We start from the raw sequence: 26,416 nt of genomic DNA, 5'->3' as shown, positions 1-26,416 counted from the left end.
GAATTATATAAATTTGAAAATATTATATTATTATCTAATAATTAAACTTGACAGCACACCTAAACCTGTCAGTACAAAAAGAAAAAAATGTATAAAAATACAAAAAATAATAATATTAAAATTTATAATAAATTTATTCTACTGATAAGTTTTATATTTATATAATATAATATTCTCAATTAATTCAATAATAACATAAAAAATTTTGATAAATATTATATTTATAAAATAACATCCAACAAATATTCTTTATCCTGACACATAATTGATGCAAACTATTTTTTTAAAATATTAAAAATATGAAATAAAATATATATTCTATCTCTCTGTAAATAATGAATAATACGTAAACTGATATATTTGAAATATACGAAAGCCATTAACAAAAATAATACTACTACCTTATCACGAATAACTTTATTAACTATTTTTGGAAGCAGGAATAATCCGGATGCCAAGATCACGTAGCTGTGCAGGAGCAACGTTAGACGGAGCTCCCATTAAAAGGTCAAATGCTTGCTGATTCATCGGAAATAAAGCAACCTCACGCAAATTTTTTACACCTTGTAAAAGCATAACAATGCGGTCGACGCCAGCAGCTATGCCACCGTGTGGCGGAGCTCCATAATGAAATGCACGATAAAGCCCGCCGAAACGATCCTCAACCACTTCCTTGGGAAGACCAGCCAAGTCAAAAACTTTTAGCATCATTTCTGGAGAATGATTACGGATCCCACCCGATGCGATTTCATAACCGTTACAAACGAGATCGTACTGAAAAGCCTTAAGTGCGAGAGGATCCTGACAATCGAGAGCCTCTTTCCCCCCCTGTGGCATAGAAAAAGGATTATGCGAAAAATCAAGCTTTTTTTCGTCCTCATTCCATTCAAAAAATGGAAAATCGACAATCCACGCCAAAGAAAAGGACTCCCGATCGATAAGACCTAGCTCTTCTCCTATCCGTGTGCGCGCTAATCCTGCAAAAGATAAAAATTTTCTTGGATCCCCCGCGACAAAAAAGCAAGCATCTCCACTTTCAAGCTTAAGTTGCACACGAAGAGACTCACTTCTTTTCTCGCCAATATTTTTTGCAATAGGCCCGACGCCTTCTGACTTTCCCTCTTCCTCACGCCAAAAAATGTAACCAAGCCCCGGTTGACCTTCGCCTTGTGCCCACGCGTTCATACGATCACAAAAAGCGCGACTTCCACCCGTTTTTGCCGGAATAGCCCACACCTTTGCGTTTTCATCATTAGCTAAAATCTGGGAAAAAACTTTAAAACCAGAATCATAAAAATGCTTAGAAACATCCTCCATAATAATTGAATTACGTAAATCAGGCTTATCAGAGCCATATTTTTTCATTGCTTCGTTATAAGGAATACGGGGAAAGGTCTGCGTTACAGACTTCCCATCCGCAAATTCTTCAAAGACGGAACGCACAATGGGTTCCATTGTTACAAAAATATCTTCCTGTTCAACGAAACTCATTTCAACATCTAATTGGTAAAATTCACCCGGGAGACGGTCTGCGCGCGGGTCTTCATCTCTAAAGCACGGAGCAATTTGAAAATAACGATCAAAGCCCGACATCATCAGCAACTGTTTATATTGCTGGGGAGCTTGTGGCAGTGCGTAAAATTTTCCCTGATGAATACGACTTGGAACCAGAAAATCGCGCGCACCTTCTGGTGATGAGGCTGTCAAAAGTGGAGTGGAGAATTCCGTAAACCCGTTATCCTGCATACACCTTCTAATAAAAGCAATGATCTCAGTGCGACGCATGATATTTTTGTGCATAGTTTCCCGACGTAAATCAAGAAAACGATATTTTAACCGAATATCTTCTGGATAATCAGGCTCGCCAAAAACAGGCAAAGGAAGATCCTCAGACTTTGAAAGAATCTCCACTTCCTTCAAAAAAACTTCAACCTCACCAGTTGGAAGAGTCGCATTGATAACCTCATCAGAACGCGCGCGTACCTCACCATCTACGCAAATAACCCACTCAGAACGCACATTTTCAATTATTTTAAAAGCTGGAGAAGTTGGATTAGCGACAATTTGCGTGATTCCAAAATGATCGCGTAAATCGACAAAAAGGATCCCGCCATGATCGCGGACACGGTGAACCCATCCTGAAAGACGAACCTGTGCCCCCACATCACATTTACGGAGAGCAGCGCAATTATGACTGCGATAACGGTGCATAGTTTTTACCTTTGATTATAATTTCATATGCGCTACAAACGCTTTTTCATAACCGTTTGTCAAGATATGACAACGAAGACTTAAAAAAATAGAATAAAAGACGCCTCCGGATAGATACAATAATGAAACTTATTACGCAAACCAAAGATCTTGAAACTGCTATTGCAGCACTACGTACTTCTGATTTTGTAACGGTAGATACTGAATTCATTCGCGAGACAACTTTCTGGCCTCAATTATGCTTGATACAGCTTGCATCACCGGATGTTACAGCGCTAATCGATCCTATGTCAAAGGACATTAACTTAGAAATATTTTTTGATTTAATTACAGATGAAAGGGTTGTTAAAGTATTTCATTCTGCACGCCAAGATATAGAAATTATCTATCACCTTGGAGGCGTGATTCCTTACCCTCTCTTTGATACACAAATAGCGGGAGCAATTTGCGGATTTGGTGATTCTATCTCCTATGACCAAATTGTACAGCGCTGTACAGGTCGTCATCTCGATAAATCATCTCGTTTCACAGATTGGAGTTGCCGCCCTCTTTCTGAAAAACAATTGCTCTATGCCCTTTCTGATGTAACTTATCTAAGAGATGTCTATCTTTTGTTGAAAGAACAGCTAGAAAAAAGCGAACGTACGCACTGGATGGATGATGAAATTAAAGTTCTGTTAACACCAGAAACTTACGATGTACCAGAAGATGAAGTATGGAAAAAAGTAAGAGGAAAAATCAAAAAACCCCGTGAACTTGCTGTCCTACAAAAAATAGCAGCCTGGCGTGAACGTGAAGCGCGGAAGCATAATATTCCCCGTCGTCGCATCATGAAAGATGAGTGTCTTATTGAAATTGCAACGCAACAACCAAGAGATGAAACCGCACTAAGGCGTTTGCGTGGACTCGGTTAAAACTGGGACAAGTTATCGATAGCACAAACATTAATCGATACTATCCACGACGGAATGAAGGTTGATATTTCTACTCTACCCCCTCTTCCGAAACATAACCCCACAAATGACACAACAACCGTTGTGATTGACCTTCTCAAAATTTTACTAAAACTTGTTGCTCAAGAAAACAGTGTTGCATCAAAAATTATTGCTACATCCAGTGATTTAGAAAAAATCGCAAATGGTATAACAAAACGAAACATCCCTGCTATGAATGGCTGGCGCTATGAAATATTTGGCAAAAAAGCAGAACAAGTAATGGAGGGGAAAATAGGGTTTTATTTTGAAAATGGCAAGATAAACACCAAGAAGCTTTAATTTATAAAAGAAGGCTAGATTACTGAAAAAGCGAAAAACTTCAATTTTTTGATGATCTTAGCTTATAGCGCGCGAACTCGGCTTATAGCGCGCGAACTCGCCGCTATATTAAAAAATGAAAATCATGATCTCTCAAAAACGAGGGGCGAGCCTACTATTTTTGACAATTGTTGCAATCGTCCGAAAAGGCGTTCACCTACTAAATCAACATAACGTACCGGGAAGCGTAATGCCACATGGTCCGATTTTTTGTGCCATGATAAGTCGGGCAAAACGCCCGAAACAGAAGTACTAAAAAGACTGGCGATACGCATAACACCACCCAGAATACGCGCTTTCTCAACCATTTCTTGAGTTGCTAATTGAAAGAAAATTGAAGAATTTTCGTTAGCAAACAAACCCGTATTATGAAAAAAAACGGCCAAAGCAGCGTAGACACGTCCTTCATGCGAAATTCCAGGATAGGACCCCAGAGCTACCTGATTAGCGGTTTCTGTACCTCGATAATCTGGGTGCGTGCGCCAACCAATATCTGCAAGAAGGCAGGTAGCTCTACGATAACGGCGCTCGTTTTCAGTTTCCAAAATTCCAAAAGCTTCAAATGCATCAGAGGAAAAATCAGCGAGTTCTTCTGCCTGCTTTGGTGAACGAGACCGCAAAATAGCCATTTCCGTGCACGCTGCAATCAAAGGATCAGAAATGCGAACTTCTTGTGGCAATCGCGTATAAAGAAAGCCTTCACGAACCCCTGCACCGGAAAAGGTTATTTTTTCAATCCCAAGATACTGAATAAGTTCAATAAGGATTATTGCTCCGTAAGACAAAAAGTGACGACGATTCCTTGAAATGACCGAAATTCCCTCCATGTCCTCAATGCCGCCACTGGCAATGATACGCAAAAAACCCTCCACTTCAACAGCATCAACTTCATAGCCGTGCATAACGGATAATGGATAATGCTTTGTCACCATATGGAGTTTTGCCAAATTACGCCACGTTCCCCCTACCGCATAAAAATGACGTGCTGTACCTTTGCGCACGAAAGAAGATCTATGAAGTTGCTCGCGCACAATTTTCGTTGCCACAGCACTATTATTGTTAGACATATATTGTAACCACAAACCTCCTAACGGCAAAGTTATCCCCTCGCCCAGATTAGAATCATAGATATCAATGAGCTCTAAGCTTCCGCCGCCAAGATCACCGGAGATACCCTCTGGTTTGTAAAAGGTAGAAATAACGCCATACGCTGAATAGACAGCCTCCTCACTTCCTGAAAGAAGGTATATCTTGTTTTGCAAAGCATCCTCAGCGCTCTCAATAAACGATAGTCCGTTTTTAGCCTCTCGCGCAGCGGCTGTTGCTAAAGTATAAACTTCATCTGCTCCAATTTGTCGGCAAATCGCACGAAATCGTTTCAGCGTTAACAACGCCATTTCAACTGATTTTTCTTCTAAAAGTCCGACTTTTGCAACACCTTGACCAAGACCACAAAGAATCTTTTCATTAAATAAAACTGTTGGTGACCGAACGAGTCCTTCGTAAACAACGAGCCGGACAGAATTTGAGCCAATATCAATGACGGCAACGGGCTTACGTCCCCTTAGCCGACCCTGAGCACTTACATATGTCATTGGATTTCAGTCTTCATGAGCTACGATTTTCTGACGATGTAGCGCAACTAACCGCGAAGCAGAAGACTCGAAGGACTCCTCCCACCCCGAAAGGCCTGCGTTAGTCATAAAATACTCCTGCGCATTGAATGGACTTCTATCTTTTTGTGGCGTTATACGTTGCGACGTTCCATCGCTCAATATATCAAAACTTTGTTGATTATCAATGATATTGGCCAACATAATTTGCAAAAGAATTTGCTGACGAACTGCTTTATTAAAAACTGGAACCAATATTTCAATACGATGGTCAAGGTTGCGCGGCATCATATCAGCGGACCCAAAATAGACGAGCGCGTCTTCATTAGGCAAATCCGCACCATTACCAAAGCAAAACACACGGCTATGTTCTAGAAAGCGCCCAACTATTGATTTTACGCGAATATTGTCCGAAACTCCTGAAATATTTGGACGTAGACAACATATGCCACGCACAACTAAATCAATCTGCACGCCCGCTTGACTAGCACGATATAAAGCATCAATAATTTCAGGATCCACCAAGGAATTAACTTTCATCCAAATAGCAGCATGCCGCCCCTGCTGCACGCTAGTAATTTCTTTGTCGATATGCTCAAGGATACGGTCGCGTAACGTCAAAGGCGAAAATGCAATCTTCATCTTTTCATTCGGACGCACATACTGAGCGATGTAATCGAAGAGTAATGCAACATCGTGGCCAATATCATCATTGGTGGTAAAAAAGGAAAGATCGGTATAAACTTTGGCGTTAACTGGATGATAATTCCCAGTTCCGAGATGAACATAAGAACGATAGTTTTTTCCTTCACGTCTCACCACAAGTGACATTTTTGCATGTGTCTTTAACGAAATAAAACCGAAAAAAACTTGAACACCTGCGCGTTCAAGGTCACGCGCCCAGCGAATATTGGCCTCTTCATCAAAACGTGCTTTTAATTCTACTAATGCAACCACTGACTTACCCCGTTCAGCAGCATCAATTAAGGCGCTGACAATTGGGCTATCATTTGATGTACGATAGAGAGTTTGCTTGATTTCAACAACGTCAGGATCGCAAGCAGCTTGACGTAAAAACTGTATAACAACATCAAATGATTCATAAGGATGGTGAACCACTATATCCTTCTTACGGATAGCTGCAAAACAATCACCATCGTGCTTACGGATACATTCAGGAAGGCGGGGGTTATAAGGGGAAAATTTCAAACTACCACACGGAACAGAAGCGATTTCCGATATCATATCGAGCGCCAATAATCCGTCTAAGACGCTTATGTATCTCTCGGGAACAGAAAGTCCATTCTTTATAAACTGGCGCAAGCGTTCAGGCATTTTGGCATCAAACTCAATTCGAATAACCTGCCCACGACGACGCCTTTTAAGAGCAGTTTCAAAAAAAAGGACGAGGTCTTCAGCCTCTTCTTTGACCTCGATATCGCTATCACGTATAACTCGAAATATTCCTAGTCCGTCGATTTCACCGTCATGAAATAAGTCATGAATGAAAAGGCTGACGACATCCTCAAATGCAATGAAGCGAAAATTATCATCTTTCTGAGGAAGAAGGATAAAACGCTTCAAAGTTGTCGGAACGTTCAACAACACGACCGTAGGACGTTGTCCATTACGCTGTAACGATAATGCTATGGCAAGACCTAAATTAGGAATGAAAGGAAAGGAGTGGGCAGGATTAACAAACAAAGGTGTTAAAAGAGGAGAAACTGTGTCGTAAAAATACTCTTTGAGCCACGACTTTTCTACTTCGGAGAGCGCATAGGAGCCTATAATTTCAATATTATTCTGCTTTAGCTCGCGGTGTAACACGCATAATTCTTGTTGTTGATTAGCTTGAAAATGCGAAATTTCAGCCAATACAGAATCCAGTTGCTCGCGCGGTGTACGCCCATCCGCACTGCATTCCGTAACGCCAGCACGAACTTGAGCGATGAGCCCCGCAACGCGAACCATAAAAAACTCATCAAGGTTAGTTGCCGAAATCGAAAGAAATCGTATTCGTTCTAATAAAGGATATTTTGGATCAGCAGCTTGCATCAACACACGATTATTAAATTGCAACCACGAAAATTCTCGATTAACAAACCGCGCCGGATCTTGCATCGTTATACCCCGCACAAAAAACTGATCTGTCACCTTATGTTCCATATATCCTAGTTAATTTTCTGTCGTGATTTTAAAAGCGTCTGTAGACCAATATACCACAGAATACTTCATGATACCTTATTATAAACACATATCAATGGCTGCGGCTTCTTCCAATATTTATGTGCGATATTTTAAAAAAAATTAAAAGCGCCTTGCATTGTAATAATCTTTATTACAGAGTAATGGGCCGAAAGGTATGAAATTCAAATCATGGCTTATCAGACAATTTATTTCGGAGTTTACACACCATGGCTGATCGTAGCGTACCCTATTTCCAGAATGATTCTGGGCATCAAGTAATAGAAATCGGCGTAAAAGAATTTATGTGTGTGGGAGCAACGCAACCGTTTGATCACCCTCATATTTTTATTGATATGGGATCAGCCGATGAAAAAGTTTGCCCTTACTGCTCAACGCTTTATCGATATAATTCCTCGTTATTGCGCAATCAAACAGAACCAACGGGATGCTTTTATCATCCTAAATGTCAACCATGATATGCTCTGTATTTTTTCTGTATAATATTGATGGACAAATCACCAATAATCATCGGGGCGGGCATTGCCGGTTTAAGCTCCGCCCTAGCGCTTGCCCATAAGGGAATTGCAAGCACTGTTATCGAAAAGCGTAAACAACTTGACGCCGTGGGCGCTGGCATCCAGCTTACTCCGAATGTGACGCGCATCCTCGCCCGCTGGGGAATTCTCGGTAAGCTCACCGCAGCGGGGGTAACGCCACACTTCCTTGAGTTAAGGAGCGGAATATCTCTGGAAACTCATCTTCGTGCTGACCTTATCCGTTTATCAAAACAAAGTTGGAACGCCCCCTACATTACAATTCATCGGGCTAACTTACAAAAAGTTTTGCACAATGCTGTTATTGAAAACCCTCTTATAAGATATAAAGCGGGTGAAACTGTTATCTCATGCAGTCAAACTGCAACCAAAAATATCGATGTAAAAACGATAAAAACAGATGCAAAAATTGAAACAAAACAACAATTTTACTCAACGCCCCTTCTCATCGTATGCGATGGAGTTTGGTCTACATTACGGCAATTAGCCCCTTTTCATGAAAAAGCAGATTTTAGCGGGCTTATCGCTTGGCGTGCAACAATAGGGCTTGAAAACCTTCCTGAAAAACTTCGTTCTTTATCACGAGACATGAAAACAATTACCGCCTGGATGGGACCTAAAAATCACCTCGTCGTCTATCCCATTCAATTGTCAGAAAAAATTTTAAATTTTGTGGCTATTACTCGTGGAAAAAATGAAAAAGAAACATGGAGTTATGAAGGAAAAAAAGAAAAGCTATCATCCCTTTTTAAAGGTTGGAATCCTAAAATCTCGCAAACTTTTGACCATATTGGTGGATGGAGATGTTGGCCGCTCTTTAAAATGAGATGTAGCCGCTTTTTAGGTTTGGAGCGACAAGTTTTTGTCGGTGATTGCGCGCACGCAATCTTGCCCTTTGCAGCACAAGGGGCGGCTATGGCGATAGAAGACGCTGCTACATTAGCAGAGGCGCTTTCTCTCAAAAACCACTCACTCACTGAATCTCTTTCAGTCTACGAAAGGATGCGCAGCCCCCGTGTTGCGGCAGTAAGAAGACGTGGGGATTTTAATAGAATGGTTTACCACGCGACAGGTCCTGTAGCTATCATACGTGACTTTATAATGAAAATCCGTGGACCAGAAAGTATGATGTCTGACCTTAACTGGCTTTATACACATGATGTTATGAATTTAACAAAGAAATAAAGGATTTTCACAAAACTCAGAGCACCCCGAATAACTCCAAGCACAAGAAAATAATTGGAATAGTTTTTTTATTTTTTACGTTAGGGGTTTTACATAACAAACTTAAAATAAACAAAAATTCATTGAGAATTCGTAATTTGATTCAGGTTCAAACTCCTGGATCTTTTACGAAAACGGAGCGCCCGCTTAAAACAAATATCCGTACCGCTGTAACGACTACAGATCTAGGTCAGCTCAACGTCTACAACGCCAGGAATTAACCTTATAGAGCCTTCCACACGTGAGTTGATCTTGTATCGCTTCGGGAGTTGTATTTCAACTTCCCGAAATTCTCCTTCCTGAAGGAAAACAATTCTTACTTCTCTATTTCCACCGAGATCCAAATTTTCCTCAATTCGTGAAAGCATATCAACTGTTTTTATGAAAATGCGCATCATTTTGTAATGCATTGATGCTTCCTTTTCCAGAGACTGAACTTTTTCAAGCTGCAAACGCACCCCTTCAGAACGGCTTTCTGCAACTACAGTGACGATAAAAGATTCCCCCGGCTCTAATATATCTTCATAAACTGAAAGTCCCTCAGAAAATATAACCGTTTCATACTGTCCGCTCGTATCAGAAAATTGAATAACCCCCATTTTCTTACCAAATTTTGTTTTGCGAATTTGTTTTGCCACAACAGTTCCTGCGAGCTGAGCGATAGTCCCTTCTGTCTTTATCTCGTTGGAAAAATTAGCCCAAGTCTGAATATTTTTTTTAACAAGGATATCTCGATACTCATCCAGAGGGTGATCTGAAAAATAAAAACCTATTGCTTGGAATTCGCGATAAAGTTTTTCAGACGGCAACCAGGTATCTGTTTTTGAGAGAATCAAGGGATCCTTCAATACACCCGTTGTCCCAAATATATCGGTCTGCCCACTAAAGCTGTTCTCAATAATACGGAGCGAACGTGCATAAATCGTTCCAAGACTTTCTAGTAAAATTTCGCGAGCAATGTTAAAGCAATCGAGAGCACCAGCACAAATTAAGCTTTCCATCGCACGTTTATTAACAATACGGGGATCAATCCGCTCACAAAAATCTTCTAAATTCGCAAAAATTGTATTTCCACGACAAGCTACAATGTGATCAACAACCGCTTCCCCTACACCTTTAATGGCAGCAAGAGAATAATAAATACAATTTTCACCAACTTCGAAAATACGATGCGATGTTTGCACGCAAGGTGCAACAATTTCAATACCCAACCTTAGTGCTTCGCGCCGAAAATCATTTAACTTGTCCGTATTTGTCATATCATACGTCATCGAAGCGGCCAAAAATTCAACTGGGTGATGCGCTTTCATATAAGCTGTTTGATAAGAAACAACCGCATAGGCAGCAGCGTGTGATTTATTAAAACCATAGTCTGCGAATTTTGCCAAAAGGTCGAAAATAATATCAGCTTGATATTTATCGACGCCACCAGCGATAGCTCCTTCCACGAAACGCGCACGCTGTTTTTGCATTTCTTCATGGATTTTTTTACCCATAGCGCGGCGCAACAAATCAGCTTCTCCAAGAGAATAACCAGAAAGTACCTGAGCAATCTGCATCACTTGTTCTTGGTACACGATAACGCCTTGTGTTTCTTTCACAAGATGATCTATTTTAGGGTGGATAGAAGCAATTTCCTCTTCTCCGTGTTTGCGTGCATTATAGGTTGGAATATTTTCCATTGGACCAGGGCGATAAAGTGCAAGAAGTGCAATGATGTCTTCAATGCAATCTGGTTTCATCCCAATTAACGCTTTCCGCATACCAGCGCTTTCAACTTGGAATACACCAACCGTTTCACCACGCGTCATCATAGCGTAGGTCACTTCATCATCTAAAGTAATACGCGATAAATCTATTGCAATTCCCTTTCGTGCAACAAGATTCACCGCCATTTTCAGGATGGTAAGTGTTTTTAATCCAAGAAAATCGAATTTTACCAACCCGGCTTGTTCAACATGTTTCATACTGAATTGTGTAACAGGCATATCAGAGCGAGCATCACGGTACATTGGGACAAACTCTGATAGCGGACGATCCCCGATAACAATCCCTGCAGCATGGGTTGATGCGTGGCGATACAACCCCTCTAATTGAAGTGCTATATCCAATGTTCGTCCAATAACAGGATCTTTCTTTTTTTCTTCTTCAAATTTTGGCTCATCTTTTATAGCGTCAGCCAATTCGACCTGGACGCCAGGAGTAGCAGGAATTAATTTCGTCAAATAATCCACCTGACGATAGGGAACCTCTAAAACACGCCCGACATCACGCAACACCGCACGCGCTTGCAATTTACCAAATGTGATAATTTGGGCAACTTGATCTCGGCCATATTTTTTTTGAACGTAACGAATAACCTCTTCCCGCCGCTCCTGACAAAAGTCAATGTCAAAATCCGGCATAGAAACACGATCAGGATTAAGAAAACGTTCGAATAAAAGAGAAAAACGCAGCGGGTCAATATCAGTGATAGTCAATGCATAAGCAACGAGAGATCCAGCACCCGATCCACGCCCCGGACCGACAGGAATTTCATTATTCTTCGCCCACTTTATAAAATCTGAAACGATAAGAAAGTAGCCAGCAAATTGCATACGCGTAATAACTGATATTTCATAGTCAAGCCTCTGCTCGTAATCTATGATCGTGTGTCCTTTAGCTAATCCAATAGTTTCGAGGCGCATTTTTAAACCAGCTTTAGCCTGATTTAGTAATTCTCTATCTTCTGCTTTTAAAGTAGAATCTGAACCAATAGATTGTTCTATAAAACGAGGCAAAATTGGCTTTCGAATTGGCGTGGCGGTATGACAACGCAATGCAATTTCAACACTATTTTCTAAAGCTTCCGGAAGATCAGAAAACAGTGCAACCATTTCGTCTTGTGATTTCAAATAATGATCCGGTGTTACACGCCTACGATCTGGATTAGAAACAACTTGCCCTTCTGCAACAGCCATCAACGCATCATGCGCTTCGTATCCTTCTTTATTGAGAAAAAAAGCCTCATTAGTCGCAACGAGAGGAATCTCGTGCACGTAAGCCATATCAATGAGCGCAGCTTCTATTTTAACATCGTAGGAACCATGCCGTTGCAATTCCACGTAAAGGCGATCAGAAAAAATTTTTTTTAAATCAGTTAAACACCCGACAGCACGTTCTCTTCTACCCTCTGCCAAAAGGGAGTTGATTGGCCCTCCTTTACCACCAGTCAATGCAATTATCCCTTCACTGTGAGACAAAAGCCAATCGGCTTTTATATGGGGAGGATCCGTGTCATTTTTATCAAGGTAAGCACGACTAACGAGCTTAACCAAATGGGCATAACCGACCTCACTGGCAGCCAACAAAACAATGGAGTAAAGATCAGAAGGATGGCGCCAATCAGCTAAACGCTGATCGTCATCCTCGTTACCAAAGTCAATCGTAAGCTGACAACCTATAATAGGTTGAAGACCATGAGAAATACAATGTTGAGAAAACTCCAAAGCACCAAATAGATTATTTGTGTCCGTTATGGCAACTGCCGGCACACAGTCAGAAATTGCATTTTGAACAATTTGTGGAATTTTTAAGGCTCCTTCAAGCAATGAATAAGCCGAGTGCACTCTCAAATGAACAAAGCGAGGAAGGCTATTTTTATCAAATTGTATTTTATTTTTAATTTTCGATACTCTCACCATTGCCCACTACAAAATAAGCGCTCCATCACAATTCTTTCCTCTCCGAAACCAAAGACATTTTAACCCATTAAGCTGAATCCACCAACCCAATTTCCTGCATATCCGGTAAACTTTCCACTTTCTTTGTATTCCATGTTAGACTTTCATCAAGAATATACCTATAATTGCAACGGACAAATTCACAAAACAAAAAGAGCAAGTTGGATTAATTTATGAATAAAAACCTTATTAGTCCTTTTTTTGCCCCCGTTCGCACCCTACCAGGAATTAACTCAAAGACGTCTGCTTTGCTGGCAAAAGTTTTAGGCATTGAGCTTACACAACGCGAGCCAACCCTCATTGATCTTCTTCAGTTAATACCTCACTCTGTTATAGACCGTCGAATGCGACCCAGCATTGCTTCCGTCCAAGAAGGAATGACCGTCACTCTCGAAATCGTCATCGATCAGCATCAGCCACCGCTAACTCGCCAAAACCGGTCGCCTTACCGCGTTACCGCTCATGATAAAACAGGCAAAATAAATTTGGTATTCTTTCATGCCCAACGTTCTTGGCTAAAAAAGCAACTGCCCGAAGGAAAAAAAATTATCGTATCGGGTAAAGTGGAGCGATTTAATGGACAACTTTCAATGGTACATCCAGATCATATCGTGCCGAGCGAACAATCAAGCCAAATTCCCCTAATCGAACCCATTTATCCTTCCACTGCAGGATTATCAGCAAAAGCAATGAAGCGAGCAATGAAAAATGCCCTTGAACACATTCCCCTCTTACCGGAGTGGATAGAAGAAAATGTGAAAAAGCAGCAAAATTTTCCCTCTTTTTCCGTTGCTTTACACCGGATCCACGCCCCCATAGACCCAAATGATTTAACTTCAGAAAGTGCGGCGCGCAGGCGCCTTGCTTATGATGAATTACTGGCTTGTCAACTTGCTCTCGGTCTTGTGCGCTTAAAAACAAAATCCCTCGCAGGAGCTTCCCGCCCACCGACAGGAGTTTATACGAAAAAGCTGCTGAAAGCTTTACCCTTTAAACTTACAAATGGGCAAACGGAAGCAATCCAAGATATCGCAAATGATCTTGCTTCGCCAGAACCTATGTTAAGACTTCTTCAAGGCGATGTAGGAGCAGGAAAAACTGCAGTTGCATTGATGGCAATAGCGCAAATCGCCGAAAATGCAGGACAATCAGTTTTAATGACACCAACAGAAGTTCTTGCCCGGCAACATTTTTCTACGATCGCTCCCCTTTCTGAAAAAATTGGATTACAAGCCGCTCTTTTAACCGGGAAAGAAAAAGGAAGATTACGCGCCAATATTCTAAAAGATATTCTATCGGGAAAAACCTCCATTATAATCGGAACCCACGCCCTAATACAAAACAGTGTCGTCTACAATAATCTTGCCTTAATTATCATCGATGAACAACACCGATTTGGCGTGCACCAACGTCTCGCTCTGACAGCAAAAGGGCATAAAGCTGATATGCTCATGATGACTGCCACTCCCATTCCACGTACATTGGTTTTGACAGCCTTTGGTGATATGGATGTTTCTAAAATTAAAGAAAAGCCAGTTGGACGACAAAAAATTACTACAGCAACACTTCCATTAAAACGAATTAACGAACTCACGGAACGAATTGTGGTTGCGCTAGAAAAAGGAGAGAAACTCTATTGGATTTGTCCTTTAGTGGAAAAATCTACAACTCTTGAATTGACTTCGATTGAAGATCGTTTTGCATTTCTCCGTGGACACTTTGGGGCACATGTTGGAATGGTGCACGGAAAAATGTCTACAGACGAAAAAGAAGCCGCCATGGCGTCTTTTAAACACGGAAAGACGAGTATTTTAGTTGCGACCACGGTCATTGAAGTGGGGGTGGATATCCCTGATGCTTCAATTATTATCATAGAACATGCGGAACATTTTGGCCTTTCACAATTGCATCAATTGCGCGGACGTGTGGGACGAGGAGAAAAAAAATCTTCTTGTGTTTTGCTGTACAAAGACCCATTAACAAAAACAGCTGCGGCGCGCCTTAATATTATACGCAATACAGAAGATGGTTTTAAAATTGCAGAAGAGGACTTGCGTTTAAGGGGAGAAGGAGAGCTTTTAGGAATAAAACAATCTGGGACTCCTGAATTCCGTATAGCAAACCTTGCTGCACATAGTGACCTCCTATTAATGGCAAGAAAGGACGCACGTCTATTTTTACAACGTGACGCTAATTTTTCTTCACAAAGAGGACAAGCTTTACGCTTGCTGCTCAGTCTTTTTGGGCGCAATGATGCCGCCCAATTGTTGCGTGCAGGATGACAACAAGAAAGCGGTCCCGATGAACTTTATCATCGCCATCAACGCCCTTCTGAAAATTTATCCCTTTAATTATTCCCGAGGAACCTAGATACATAAAGACATTTTCATTCAACAGTAACCGATTTTGCCAAATTACGGGGCTGGTCAACATCCGTTCCCAATAAAGCAGCCGTGTGATATGCGATTAATTGAATAGGCAAAGCATAAATAATGGGAGCAATAAATTCTGGAACCTCTGGTAAAATGATCGTTGACAAAGTATCAAGAGAAGCTGCCTCCGCACCTTGTTTGTCAGTTATGAAAATAATACGACCATTGCGCGCTGCTACCTCTTGCATATTAGAAAAAGTCTTTTCAAACCATCTATCATAAGGCGCCACAACGATAATTGGTATGGTTTCATCCACCAGAGCAATTGGCCCGTGTTTCAACTCACCAGCAGCATAACCTTCAGCGTGAATGTAGGAAAGCTCTTTCAATTTAAGAGCCCCTTCCAAAGCTATTGGGTAAGAAGTACCCCGTCCAAGATAAAGAACACCTTTCACATTCACTAAATCACGGCAAATTTGCTCAATTTTGTTATCCAACTTTAAAACTTCATTTAAAATTCTCGGAATTTCAGCCATTTGCTGAACAAACCGGTTTTCTTCTTCATCTGAAAGATATCCTCGTTGCTTGGCAGCACCAAGCGCCATTGCAGCAAGTGTTGACAACTGACAAGTAAAAGCTTTTGTCGAAGCAACACCGATTTCTGGTCCCGCTAATGTTGGTAAGACAAAATCTGACTCCCTTGCCATTGTTGATTGCTCAACATTGACAATTGTCGCCGTTTTTACGCCGCATTCACGACAATAACGTAAAGATGCTAATGTATCAGCCGTTTCACCAGATTGAGAAACGAACATTGATAACACACCCATGTCAGAAGTTATAGGAGGCTCACGATAACGAAATTCAGAAGCTACGTCATTGTCGACACTCAAAGCGGAAAAACGTTCGAACCAGTAACGTGCAACCAGAGTCGAATAATAAGCAGTTCCGCAGCTTGCAAAGAGTATTCTGTTGATTTTTTTCCAATTAATAAAACTTTCAAGCGGACGAACTGTATAATTTCCAAGGTCAAAATAATGAGCTAAATTATGGGAAATAACTTCGGGTTGTTCAAACATTTCCTTATGCATAAAGTGACGATGATTTCCCTTGGAAACAAGCAAACTTCCCTCTAGGAGTGTTACAATGGGACGTTCTACAGGCTGATTTTCCGTATTGTAAATTGTCACGCCTTCTCGCGTAATAACCGCCCAATCTCCATCTTCCATGTAGCTGATACGATCTACAAATGGTGCCAAGGCGATCGCGTCTGATCCAACGAAAAACTCATCCTGTCCATAGCCAATTGCCAATGGTGGACCAGAACGGGCAGCAATCATAAGGTTATCTTCACCTTCAAAAACAAGAACAATAGCAAAGGTTCCTCTTAATCTTTTCCAATTTGTGCGCACTGCTTCTCGTGGAGAAAGACCACTTTTTAACGCACGTGTAATTAAATGAGCAATGACCTCTGTATCGGTTTCTGTTTCAAAACTGTAGCCATCCTCGATGAGCTCTTTTTGCAATTCTGCAAAATTTTCAATGATACCATTGTGGACAACCGCGAGTCGTTCCGTCATATGAGGATGAGCATTCCGTTCCACTGCAGCTCCGTGGGTGGCCCAACGTGTATGACCAATTCCTAAGCTTCCCTTTAAAAATGTTTTCCTCAACTTTTCTTCTAAATGCACGAGCTTACCTTCAGCCCGCACGCGACGAAGACGACCATTGTGCACAGTTGCAACACCAGATGAATCATAGCCTCTGTATTCAAGACGCTTCAAACCATCAACTAAAGAAGATGCAACATGCCTATTTCCGAGAATCCCAATAATTCCGCACATCAAAAAGCTCCAGCCCATATCTGAAATTTACGTAATGCCGTAAAAGAATCTAACGGCTTTTGTTAAAAATTTTAAGTGATCATATAAATCCAACGTGTATATAGTGCGGCATTGTTTCTGAATAAGCTTCTCACGCAATGGTTAAATTAGCATGAAACAAAAAATAGATCAGAAATGATTATTTTACTATTTATCTTCTGACAGCTTTGAGCGTAATTTAATCGCATAATTCTCTTTTGTAACTTGTCGCGCACGTGCTAAAGCCAAACTATTCTCAGGAACATCTTCAGTGATAACACTCCCAGAAGCAACATAAGAGTCCTTTCCTATAATTACCGGAGAAACAAGCGCCGAATTAGATCCTATAAAAGAATTATCACCAATTACAGTGCTGTATTTTCGGAAGCCATCGTAATTACAGGTAATTGTACCGGCTCCAATATTCGTATGCACACCAATTTCTGCATCACCGATATAGCTCAAATGACCAATCTTTGATGACTCCCCTATTTTAGCTTTTTTAATTTCACAAAAATTTCCAATCTTTACTGATTGTGCTAGCTCTGTTCCAGGACGCAAACGCGCGTAAGGACCGACCCGGGAATCCCGACCAATCACGGCACCTTCCAAATAACTAAATGCATGGATAACCGCACCGGATTGCACCTTGACACCCAACCCAAAATAAACATTTGGTTCGATCAGTACCCCTGGCTCAACTTCTGTATCATGAGAAAAATAAACACTCTCTGGTTTAAGTATCGTTACACCGGACAACATTAGATCACGCGCTTTGCGCTTTTGCCACAAAAAATCAGCCCTACAAAGCTCAACGCAATCATTAATCCCTATGATGTTGTCAAAAAGAACCTCCACGATTCGGACATTTAACCCTTCGCGCGATGCAATAGAAACGATGTCTGTTAGGTAATATTCCTGTTTCGAATTGTTATTGCCAATCTTATTTAAGAGAGAAATTGCACGCTTCCCATTAATGGCAAGGATTCCCCCATTACAAAAAGAAATATCTTTTTGTTCATCACTCGCATCTTTTTCTTCCACAATTGCGATGAGTTTGCCGTCTTTTCTGACAAGACGCCCATACCCTGTCGGATTTTTTGCATGAAAACCAGCAACAACGACATCCGCACCATCAGCAAGTTGTGCACGCATTTCCAGTAACGAATCTTTTTCAATGAAAGGGGTATCGCCAAAGACAATGAGAATATCATCCACTCCCTGCAATGCTGTACGAGCGGACAGGACCGCATGAGCGGTTCCGAGACGTTCTTTTTGCTCAAAAATAGTCACATTTTTTGTGAACGATCGAACAACTTTAGTTACTTCTTCAGCTCCAGATCCGACCACTACCGCTAACTGTAGGGGGCCCGTTTTCTCTATTTGTTTTACAACGTGGCATACAAGTGGTAGGCCAGCGATTTTGTGGAGCACTTTTGGAAGAGGTGACTTCATGCGCGTTCCCTCACCGGCTGCAAGAATGATAAAGAGGCAGTTTCTATCCATAAAAACACACAAATTAACGAGAAAATTAATAAGATAACCCAAAAAAACTTACAACATCGCGCCAACGAGTGGCTTCGATATTGCTAAGTGAAGGATAATGTTCTAAAAGCCAAAAAGAAAAACTTTGCATAGAGTCCGTTAAAAATAAGACCCCTGTAATAACCAAAAGGATTCCGATGATTTTCTCGACTTTTCCTAAATGCCTTCGAAAAACTCCAAAAAACTTCATAAAGCCACTCGAAAATAAAGCGGACAAAATAAAGGGTACCCCGAGGCCTAATGCGTAAACCCCTAAAAGTAACGCTCCCTCGCTTACAGTCTCCTTTGTTCCGGCAAGTGTTATTACGGGACCTAGAATTGGTCCGATACACGGTGTCCAGCCAAATGCAAAAGCCAAACCGATAACATATGCTCCTACAGGACCAGCAGGCGTTTTGTGCGTTTGAAACCGCACATCACGGAATAAAAAAGCAATCCTGAAAAGACCCAAAAAATTTAAACCAAAAATAACTATGACGATTCCAGCAGCAATAGCGAACCAGTCACGATAATAACTAATAAATTTTCCGACTGTACTTGCACTGGCGCCTAAACTAACAAAAACAGTCGTAAAGCCGAGAACAAAGGCAAAAACGGAAAATAAAAGAGACCGGCGTATTAACGACTTTTCATTATGTTTTTCTGAACGAAAGTCGTCAATTCCAATCCCTGCCATATAACACAGGTACGGGGGTACCAACGGCAGAACGCACGGTGATAAAAAAGACAATGCGCCAGCAAAAAACACACCAACTGTTGAAAGTTCCATGACCAAAACGCCCCTATTTTCAATCTAAAACTGCACTCGAAGAGATCATCAATCTACTGTATTTTCAATTTTTTGCATATTCTGCGTATCTGCCACAACACTCACATCTTTATCATGACCGGAGGAAACCGAAAAAGTTTTTTGATAAATTTTGTCCTTATTTTTGGCGATTGCAATATAATCGCCCTCAACTAACACAAGCGAAACATAAGCGCCAGCAGTTTCATAAATGATATCACCGGAATCGTTGGTGATAGACCAACTTGTATCTGCTAGCGCTTCGCCACCTTTTTGACGCACTAATTTTAGGATAACTTGAGCAGCTTGATGTTCAAGACTAACTTCGGTAATTTTACCTGCATCAACTTGAATATCTGAACGAACGACAGCATTAATAGAGCCGTAATAGGAAACAACGTGATAACGACCAGCTTTTAAACGTACGATCGATTGAGGTTTGATATTTGATAAAATCACACCAGTGTCGTCGTTTTCCTTCGCATCTTCATATAAGGTGAAAAGCAAATCCTTCTTGTTAATTGCACCATTAAGCAGTGTGGCATCAAAAATAACTCCCCCAGCATCGAGAACAAAATTTTTGGTGAGGGTTTGTCCATTTTCTAGATCTACACGCTGAGCAAAAGTTGCACGACCGAATGAAACGTGAACCAGATAACTCCCTGCTTTCAAATTAAAACTCGCGCTTCCGCCCTCAGAGGTCGCAATCAGTGGTAATTTATTATCAACCCCTATAGCGGAGGTGTAAACACGCCACACCAATCCCTGTGTGATACTCTCTCCACCACTCGTTAACCGAGCATGCAATACTAACTGAGCTTGAGAAAATAAATCTTCTTTTTCATGATCTCGAGACTTTACGGTAAAGCTCGTCGGTCCTTTTTGCTGGTGATTCTGCCCTATTTCTTCCTCAGCAGACGCACAATCACCCCCGAACAACAAAACGCATATCACAAGCGGACACAAAAACCGACGCAGTATTTTTGTAATATCAACCATTACCCGGTTATCATTGAGAGTGCTAATTTTTGCAAGAAATAATGTCACATGATTACCATTTTAAATAGAAAAACTCACGCCGCAACCACACGATGAAGCAGCGTTAGGATTACGGATTTGAAAGGACTGTCCCATAAGATCGTCAACAAAATCGATTTGAGCTCCATCCATGAACGAGAGAGACAATGAATCGATCAAAACGACTGCTCCATTTTTCTTAAGAATGAAGTCATCCTCTTTGCTTTCAGAAACCAAATCATATTTATAGGAAAAACCGGAACATCCGCCGCCTTCAACAGAAATGCGTAGACCTACTTTGTCTGGCTCATTTGAGAGTATCTGCGCAATCTGCTTTGCAGCAAAATCTGAAATATCCACACCCATTTTTCATATTCCTTTATCCTTGCATTAAACTGTCAAGAAGAGGTATCCTGGACGAATAAAAGCTTATTAGCGATAAGCTGGTTTGAATTTAGGCTAAAAATGGATAGCTTGCAATGGATATACGCAATAATGTCAGCGACCGATTCCGGGCGGTATACAGTGCCGACCCAAAAACCAGCCGAGGCAGATTATTCTACGAAACCGAGACCTCTCTGCGATCGCCCTTCCAAAGAGATAGAGATCGTATCATCTATTCCAACGCATTCCGGCGCCTTAAACATAAAACACAGGTATTTACTGCAAATGAAAGCGATTACTACCGTACCCGGCTTACACATTCGATAGAGGTGGCCCAAATTGCGCGGACGATAGCCCGTGCATTGTGCCTTGATGAGGATCTTTCTGAAGCAATTGCCCTTGCTCACGACTTCGGACATACACCCTTTGGACATGCAGGAGAAGACGTCCTGAATGAAATAATGGCTGATTATGGCGGTTTTGATCATAATGCACAAGCGCTGCGTATTGTTACAGAACTAGAGCAGCGTTATGCAGATTTCGATGGGCTTAACCTTACCTGGGAAACGCTTGAAGGACTCGTGAAGCATAATGGTCCTCTTTTAGGTCCTTATGCCAACGGAAGAGAAGTTCCACCTGATATTCTGAGATATAACGAAAAGCATGATCTTGAACTTAGCCACTTTGCAGGGCTCGAGGCGCAGTGTGCCGCTATTGCGGACGATATTGCTTACAATGCTCACGATATTGATGATGGTTTACGTTCTAACTTCCTAACAATTGATCAATTCGAGCAGGTGTTCCTGACCGCGTCGTTATTGAAGGACATAAAGCAAGAACATCCAAAGCTTGATCAAAATCGACTAGGATACCAACTGGTGCGCAAGCAAACAGCGGTTATGGTTGAAGACGTCGTTAAACAATCGCAAGAAAATTTGGAACATATTAAGCCCAAGAGTGTAGACGACATACGCCAAGCAGGACAGACCGTTATTGCTTTTTCCCATACGATGGCCACATATGAAAGAGAATTGAAGGATTTTTTGTTTAAGAATCTATATAACCATGATCAAGTCCTCGATCGCCGAAACACGGCGAAATGCGTTGTAGAAAATCTGTTTGACTGTTATTATAAAAACCCAGATCTAATGCCCGAAGGCTGGAGGAACAAGGCGGCTCACCTAACGAGTCAAGAATCGGCGCGTCTCGTTGCCGATTTTCTTTCAGGTATGACCGATAACTATGCTCTACGTGAGTACCACCGCTTATTTAATCATACAGATAATTTTGCTTAATTGACTTTAAATGTATTACGGAAGTTGGATATGAATATTTTTAAAAAATTCGAGAAAAAAATCAAAAAATCTCTCGAATTATCTGGTCTGAAAGGGAAAAATGGTGAAGGTTTGGATTTATCAAAAATCACTGTGGACCCCCCGCGAGATTCTTCGTACGGCGATTTGTCAACTAACGCTGCTATGGTGCTCGCAAAACCCATTGGGCTAGGCCCACGCGCGCTTGCCGAAGAAATTATAAAATTCCTTAGAAATGATTCCTCTGTTGAAAATATTGAGGTTGCCGGTCCCGGTTTTATCAACATAAAACTTACAAAGTCATTTTGGCAGGACGCGGTAAAATCCATGCTTGAGTTAGGTGTTTCCTACGGTAGTACTCCAATGGGACAGAAAAAATGCGTCAATGTTGAGTACGTATCAGCGAATCCAACCGGTCCGATGCATGTCGGGCATTGCCGAGGCGCTGTTGTTGGAGACGTCTTCTCCAATTTGTTGCAATTTGTTGGCTATAACGTCACGAGGGAATATTATGTTAACGATGCTGGTGGACAAATCGAAACACTCGCCCGTTCCGTATTTTTGCGCTATCGAGAGGCCCTTGGGCAAGAAATTAATGAAATTCCAGAAGGCTTATATCCAGGCGAATACCTAGTACCATTGGGTCAATCACTTGCTCAAGAATTCGGTGATAAATTAATTACCATGGATGAAGGTGAGGCCTTGTACATAATAAAAAAACGTGCAGTTGATGCAATGATGTCGATGATTCGAAAAGATTTATCCGCTCTTAACATTCGCCATGATGTCTTTTTTTCGGAGCAAACACTTTATGTAGACGATGCGCAGGCTATACGTAGCACGATTAACGAACTTACCTTGAATGGCTATATTTATAAGGGTAAACTGCCACCACCAAAAGGACAAAGTGTAGACGACTGGGAATCGAGTGAGCAGACTTTGTTTCGTTCGACTTATGTTGGGGATGACCAGGACCGTGTCTTGGTTAAGGCTGACGGCTCTTATACCTATTTTGCTACTGATGTAGCTTATTTTCGCAACAAATTTAACCGTCATTTTGATGAAATGATTTATATCTTGGGTGCAGACCACGCTGGCTATGTGAAGCGATTAGAGGCGATGGCAAAGGCTATCTCTGGTGACAAGGCCAAATTAAGCGTTTTTTTGTGTCAATTGGTAAAACTTTTTCGCGACGGCCGGCCTGTGCGCATGTCAAAAAGAGCTGGTTCTTTTGTTACTTTGCGTGATGTCGTGGAAGAAGTTGGTCGTGATTCAGTGCGTTTTATGATGCTGTACCGTAAATGTGAAGTACCTCTAGATTTTGATTTTTTAAAGGTGACAGAGCAATCAAAAGATAATCCTATCTTCTACGTACAATACGCGAGCGCACGCTGCCACTCGGTTTTTCGTCAGGCGAAAGAAACTTTTCTTATTGAAAATTTTTCAAACGACATACTGATTGAACACCTTGGTCGATTAACAAATGACAATGAGATATTTTTAATACGTAAACTCGCTGAATATCCGCGCGTTATCGAGCAAGCAGTAATTTACAGAGAACCGCATAGGTTGGCGTTTTATCTTTATGATCTTGCTTCAATTTTCCATGCACATTGGAATAAAGGAAGCGAATCTCCTGATTTGCGCTTTATTAGACCTAATGATCAGGAATTGTCATTTGCCAGATTAGGATTGATAAAAGCTGTCATGAATATTTTATCATCAGGACTTGCAATTGTCGGAGTAGAAGCAACAGAAGAAATGCGTTGAAAAAGTTCCATAAATTCATAAAATGGAGGGGGCCGTTGGTATTTTTTGTATGTTCTTTCGTGAAGATATTTAAGATATAATAAATTAAAATTAAGCGTTTGCTACATTATGTGAGAGAAGCCATGGGCGATGATAATCGCAAAAATTTGCAAGAAACAGAACGGAAGAGTGAGTTATATGATCCTGTAGAGGGACTTGCGCAGAATTTTAATTCAGAAAAACGAAGCGGAGATAGAAGTGCTTTGCCTCCGCTACGATCTGGTCAATCAACACCTCAAACCCCCGAAGTTTCGTTCCGAGACAAAGATTTTGATTTATCGTTCCTGGAGGAAGAGCTTGAGAATGATTTAAGTGATGATGTATCGTTTGGTGGTAAGAATCAGCGCTGGGAACCGCAGGTTTATCCAAGTGAACCATCTTCTTCAGCAAACGCGAAAATGGCTGATGTTAGGTTTACAGAACAGAGTGTTTCTCCATCTAGGGAATTACACTCCGGAAATACGGATCAGGATGAAGAGCAAATTTTAGACGCGCTATCTCCGTTACCTATTCAAAAGAATCAGCAGGCCCGAAGCGGAACAACATCACTTCTCGGAGAAGGCAGCTTCGGCACACAACCAGAAGTTTTTTTTGGCGGTCTGAGTTCGCGGGACAACAACGTGCACACGGCCCCCAGCGAGCGAACTCCCGCTTCCTCGCAAGTTTCTGCGAGACACCCAGAAACTGGTAGTTTGCGACAAAGTTATGACAGTGATCAGACATCTCACAGTGCTTCCGTGAACTATCCGCGTAGGGTTGATGCCGACAACTACCCTAAATTTGACGAAGAGAAGTCTTTGGGTCGAGACCCCCGGATTGCAGGAAACTCGGAGTCAGAGTATAGTGGCCCTCGGACTCAGCGAATCGGTAACGCGGAGCTCTCCCACGATGAGGGCAGTGGAAGAGAGTTTTTTTATGATCAGAGCAATTTGGATGGTTTACGTTCGTCCAAGGGTGTTTTTGGTGCTGCGCAAACAGCTTTTCACGTGGAGGGTCGCACCCACAGAGATAATCTTTCCCCCTGTGTTGATACGTACAAATTTGCAGAAGAGATGGTAGAAAAGACTGGACCAATTATGGTTCCAGAGGTTCCGTACACAGCTCCGGAATACGATGTGCCAGTTGATAACCTTCAGGAGGAATTTGCTGATGTTTTTAACGTGGGAAATGCCTCGGAAAAGAAGTTCTCACGGCAACAAGAAGATAAAGGCTTAAACGACATTTTTCACCAAGCCGCGCAGAATCCAGTGGCGGATGTGCATGTGGGTGCCGAAGAGAAAAATGCCACTGGTTATTTTTCTGCCGATGAAATGGGATATTATCCTCCTTCTTTTGCTGGGAATTCGTCACACGAGGATAAGAGCGAGTCGGTTGTTGGTACTTCGGCAGTTCTCTCTCCGAGAACTTTTATGGAAAAGAAAATTGTTGTAAGAAGTACTGTTTTTCTCGCGTTGATAGTAATTAGTTTCATCGGTTATTCTCGTTTTTTTGTGTCATCACGACAAAGCGAAGGCTCGCTTATTATCCATGCGGATGATGCTCCTTTTAAATTGAAGCCAGAAACAACCGAGGTTGAAAATGCTTTTCCCCATAATTTGGATGTCTATAAACAAGCAACTGAACAAAATGAGCAGCAGGAAACTGCGCAAAGATTTCTTATTGATGATTCCGAAGCGCCTGAAGATTTGACATCATTGAACCAGCAAGATTCCGAGGATATTTTGCCTCCTTTTTTCGATGAGGATGGCATTGAAGATGCAATTCAGGAAGCTACGGACCGTACCGTTCCAACACGGGAAGTCCAAGCCGTTGTTATAGAGAAAGATGGTGAAATCGTATCAAGTCCGGTGTATGATCAAGGAACAGAATCTGTTGATGATCACGAAGTAATTGAAGATTCTACCGTAGATCAGTATAAGGATGCATTTTCGACTTCTCCGAAATTTTCTGAAGAAGATCAAAGTGAAGCGGGCCGTAGTCTTTCAGCTTCTACAGATGAAATGGATACAGATGTTTCTGCTGTCCCTGATATCGCGTCTGTGCCAATTCCTTCGCGTGCAAAATTTGACCCAGATGTGCAAGGACATTCTGCCTCTCATTTAAATTCGACCACCCAAGTGGCGGCGCAGAGTTCGGAAAATTATTACGTGCAAGTCGCATCCCAGCCCACATCAGCATTAGCTCAGGATTCTTTGCAGAATATAAAGTATAAATTTGGATATCTTATTGGGTCACGTCCTTTAAACATTCAACCTGCTTTTATATCTGGAAAGGGGACTTATTACCGTGTTAGGATACTAACTCAAAATCGTAATGAGGCTATAAACCTTTGTGAGGATATTAAAAGTTCTGGTGGAAATTGTTTCATCACACGTTAAAGGTAGCATGATGATTTCGGTAATCGCCGCATCAGTGGTGGTTTGTTTTGGAAATTTAGGTTGTGTTTTTTTACAAAATCCTTAACGTTGGCAGCATTTTTGATGGGGTGCTTTCTTCGAGCATC

The 26,416-nt window shown here is 41.5% G+C and carries 15 protein-coding genes and 1 pseudogene; 7 read left to right on the top strand and 9 right to left on the bottom strand.

Going from position 1 to position 26,416, the window contains the following annotated elements; all coding sequences use genetic code 11:
* Positions 1-420 precede the first annotated feature (420 nt).
* Positions 421-2,211, bottom strand: coding sequence for an aspartate--tRNA ligase (aspS, locus tag WCP75_RS02930; protein WP_336276763.1), 1,791 nt, complete (start codon positions 2,209-2,211; stop codon positions 421-423).
* A 119-nt stretch (positions 2,212-2,330) separates the two neighbouring features.
* On the opposite strand from aspS, the pseudogene rnd reads away from it, so the two are divergent.
* Positions 2,331-3,485: pseudogene (gene rnd / locus WCP75_RS02925) on the top strand (ribonuclease D).
* A gap of 122 nt (positions 3,486-3,607) precedes the next feature.
* On the opposite strand, the gene WCP75_RS02920 reads toward rnd, so the two are convergent.
* Together WCP75_RS02920 and WCP75_RS02915 are read right to left on the bottom strand one after the other, a co-directional pair.
* A complete protein-coding gene (locus tag WCP75_RS02920; RefSeq protein ID WP_336276762.1) occupies positions 3,608-5,119 on the bottom strand; it encodes a Ppx/GppA family phosphatase in 1,512 nt (503 codons plus the stop codon).
* A gap of 6 nt (positions 5,120-5,125) precedes the next feature.
* The gene (locus WCP75_RS02915) at positions 5,126-7,303 is read right to left on the bottom strand and encodes an RNA degradosome polyphosphate kinase (protein ID WP_336276761.1); all 2,178 of its coding nucleotides are present in this window, start codon (positions 7,301-7,303) and stop codon (positions 5,126-5,128) included.
* 248 nt (positions 7,304-7,551) lie between these two features.
* On the opposite strand from WCP75_RS02915, the gene WCP75_RS02910 reads away from it, so the two are divergent.
* Together WCP75_RS02910 and WCP75_RS02905 are read left to right on the top strand one after the other, a co-directional pair.
* Positions 7,552-7,800, top strand: a complete 249-nt coding sequence (locus WCP75_RS02910) for a zinc-finger domain-containing protein (protein ID WP_336276760.1) — start codon at positions 7,552-7,554, stop codon at positions 7,798-7,800.
* 30 nt (positions 7,801-7,830) lie between these two features.
* Complete coding sequence (locus WCP75_RS02905) at positions 7,831-9,063, top strand: FAD-binding protein (RefSeq protein WP_336276759.1); 1,233 nt, start codon at positions 7,831-7,833, stop codon at positions 9,061-9,063.
* 224 nt (positions 9,064-9,287) lie between these two features.
* Here WCP75_RS02905 and dnaE read toward each other — a convergent pair whose 3' ends face one another.
* Positions 9,288-12,785 (bottom strand): DNA polymerase III subunit alpha, encoded by a 3,498-nt coding sequence (gene dnaE / locus WCP75_RS02900; RefSeq protein WP_336276758.1) that lies wholly within the window; start codon positions 12,783-12,785, stop codon positions 9,288-9,290.
* Between the two features lie 212 nt (positions 12,786-12,997).
* On the opposite strand from dnaE, the gene recG reads away from it, so the two are divergent.
* On the top strand, positions 12,998-15,106 hold the full coding sequence (recG, locus tag WCP75_RS02895; RefSeq protein WP_336276757.1) for an ATP-dependent DNA helicase RecG: 2,109 nt from the start codon (positions 12,998-13,000) through the stop codon (positions 15,104-15,106).
* A gap of 104 nt (positions 15,107-15,210) precedes the next feature.
* On the opposite strand, the gene glmS is transcribed toward recG, so the two are convergent.
* From glmS to erpA, 5 genes are all read right to left on the bottom strand, one after another.
* Positions 15,211-17,040: a glutamine--fructose-6-phosphate transaminase (isomerizing) gene (gene glmS / locus WCP75_RS02890; RefSeq protein ID WP_336276756.1), complete on the bottom strand. Its 1,830-nt coding sequence runs from the start codon at positions 17,038-17,040 to the stop codon at positions 15,211-15,213.
* A gap of 186 nt (positions 17,041-17,226) precedes the next feature.
* Positions 17,227-18,564, bottom strand: a complete 1,338-nt coding sequence (gene glmU / locus WCP75_RS02885; RefSeq protein ID WP_336276755.1) for a bifunctional UDP-N-acetylglucosamine diphosphorylase/glucosamine-1-phosphate N-acetyltransferase GlmU — start codon at positions 18,562-18,564, stop codon at positions 17,227-17,229.
* Between the two features lie 25 nt (positions 18,565-18,589).
* Positions 18,590-19,378, bottom strand: coding sequence for a cytochrome c biogenesis CcdA family protein (locus WCP75_RS02880; RefSeq protein WP_336276754.1), 789 nt, complete (start codon positions 19,376-19,378; stop codon positions 18,590-18,592).
* A 42-nt stretch (positions 19,379-19,420) separates the two neighbouring features.
* Positions 19,421-20,437 carry an RgsD C-terminal domain-containing protein gene (locus WCP75_RS02875; protein ID WP_503623850.1) on the bottom strand — a complete coding sequence of 339 codons (1,017 nt, stop codon included), beginning with the start codon at positions 20,435-20,437 and terminating at the stop codon, positions 19,421-19,423.
* Positions 20,438-20,449: 12 nt separating this feature from the next.
* Positions 20,450-20,773, bottom strand: a complete 324-nt coding sequence (erpA, locus tag WCP75_RS02870) for an iron-sulfur cluster insertion protein ErpA (protein ID WP_336276753.1) — start codon at positions 20,771-20,773, stop codon at positions 20,450-20,452.
* Positions 20,774-20,886: 113 nt separating this feature from the next.
* Here erpA and WCP75_RS02865 point away from each other — a divergent pair, with 113 nt between their 5' ends.
* From WCP75_RS02865 to WCP75_RS02855, 3 genes are all read left to right on the top strand, one after another.
* A complete protein-coding gene (locus WCP75_RS02865) occupies positions 20,887-22,086 on the top strand; it encodes a deoxyguanosinetriphosphate triphosphohydrolase (protein WP_336276752.1) in 1,200 nt (399 codons plus the stop codon).
* A 30-nt stretch (positions 22,087-22,116) separates the two neighbouring features.
* Positions 22,117-23,874: an arginine--tRNA ligase gene (argS, locus tag WCP75_RS02860; protein ID WP_336276751.1), complete on the top strand. Its 1,758-nt coding sequence runs from the start codon at positions 22,117-22,119 to the stop codon at positions 23,872-23,874.
* Positions 23,875-23,996: 122 nt separating this feature from the next.
* Complete coding sequence (locus WCP75_RS02855) at positions 23,997-26,291, top strand: SPOR domain-containing protein (RefSeq protein ID WP_336276750.1); 2,295 nt, start codon at positions 23,997-23,999, stop codon at positions 26,289-26,291.
* Positions 26,292-26,416 lie beyond the last annotated feature (125 nt).

It is taken from the genome of Bartonella numerosa (assembly GCF_037070845.1).
Taxonomy (GTDB): domain Bacteria; phylum Pseudomonadota; class Alphaproteobacteria; order Rhizobiales; family Rhizobiaceae; genus Bartonella.
The sequence above is the reverse complement of the archived record's forward strand: the minus strand, read 5'-3'. Positions and strand labels throughout refer to the sequence as shown.

What these genes read in the sequence shown, in the direction of transcription:
- glmU (WP_336276755.1), bottom strand. Translation starts at nt 18,564, where the DNA reads ATGGATAGAAACTGCCTCTTTATCATTCTTGCAGCCGGTGAGGGAACG.
- argS (WP_336276751.1), top strand. Translation starts at nt 22,117, where the DNA reads ATGAATATTTTTAAAAAATTCGAGAAAAAAATCAAAAAATCTCTCGAA.
- WCP75_RS02910 (WP_336276760.1), top strand. Translation starts at nt 7,552, where the DNA reads ATGGCTGATCGTAGCGTACCCTATTTCCAGAATGATTCTGGGCATCAA.
- erpA (WP_336276753.1), bottom strand. Translation starts at nt 20,773, where the DNA reads ATGGGTGTGGATATTTCAGATTTTGCTGCAAAGCAGATTGCGCAGATA.
- WCP75_RS02905 (WP_336276759.1), top strand. Translation starts at nt 7,831, where the DNA reads ATGGACAAATCACCAATAATCATCGGGGCGGGCATTGCCGGTTTAAGC.
- WCP75_RS02865 (WP_336276752.1), top strand. Translation starts at nt 20,887, where the DNA reads ATGGATATACGCAATAATGTCAGCGACCGATTCCGGGCGGTATACAGT.
- WCP75_RS02920 (WP_336276762.1), bottom strand. Translation starts at nt 5,119, where the DNA reads ATGACATATGTAAGTGCTCAGGGTCGGCTAAGGGGACGTAAGCCCGTT.
- WCP75_RS02855 (WP_336276750.1), top strand. Translation starts at nt 23,997, where the DNA reads ATGGGCGATGATAATCGCAAAAATTTGCAAGAAACAGAACGGAAGAGT.
- WCP75_RS02915 (WP_336276761.1), bottom strand. Translation starts at nt 7,303, where the DNA reads ATGGAACATAAGGTGACAGATCAGTTTTTTGTGCGGGGTATAACGATG.
- recG (WP_336276757.1), top strand. Translation starts at nt 12,998, where the DNA reads ATGAATAAAAACCTTATTAGTCCTTTTTTTGCCCCCGTTCGCACCCTA.
- glmS (WP_336276756.1), bottom strand. Translation starts at nt 17,040, where the DNA reads ATGTGCGGAATTATTGGGATTCTCGGAAATAGGCATGTTGCATCTTCT.
- aspS (WP_336276763.1), bottom strand. Translation starts at nt 2,211, where the DNA reads ATGCACCGTTATCGCAGTCATAATTGCGCTGCTCTCCGTAAATGTGAT.
- dnaE (WP_336276758.1), bottom strand. Translation starts at nt 12,785, where the DNA reads ATGGTGAGAGTATCGAAAATTAAAAATAAAATACAATTTGATAAAAAT.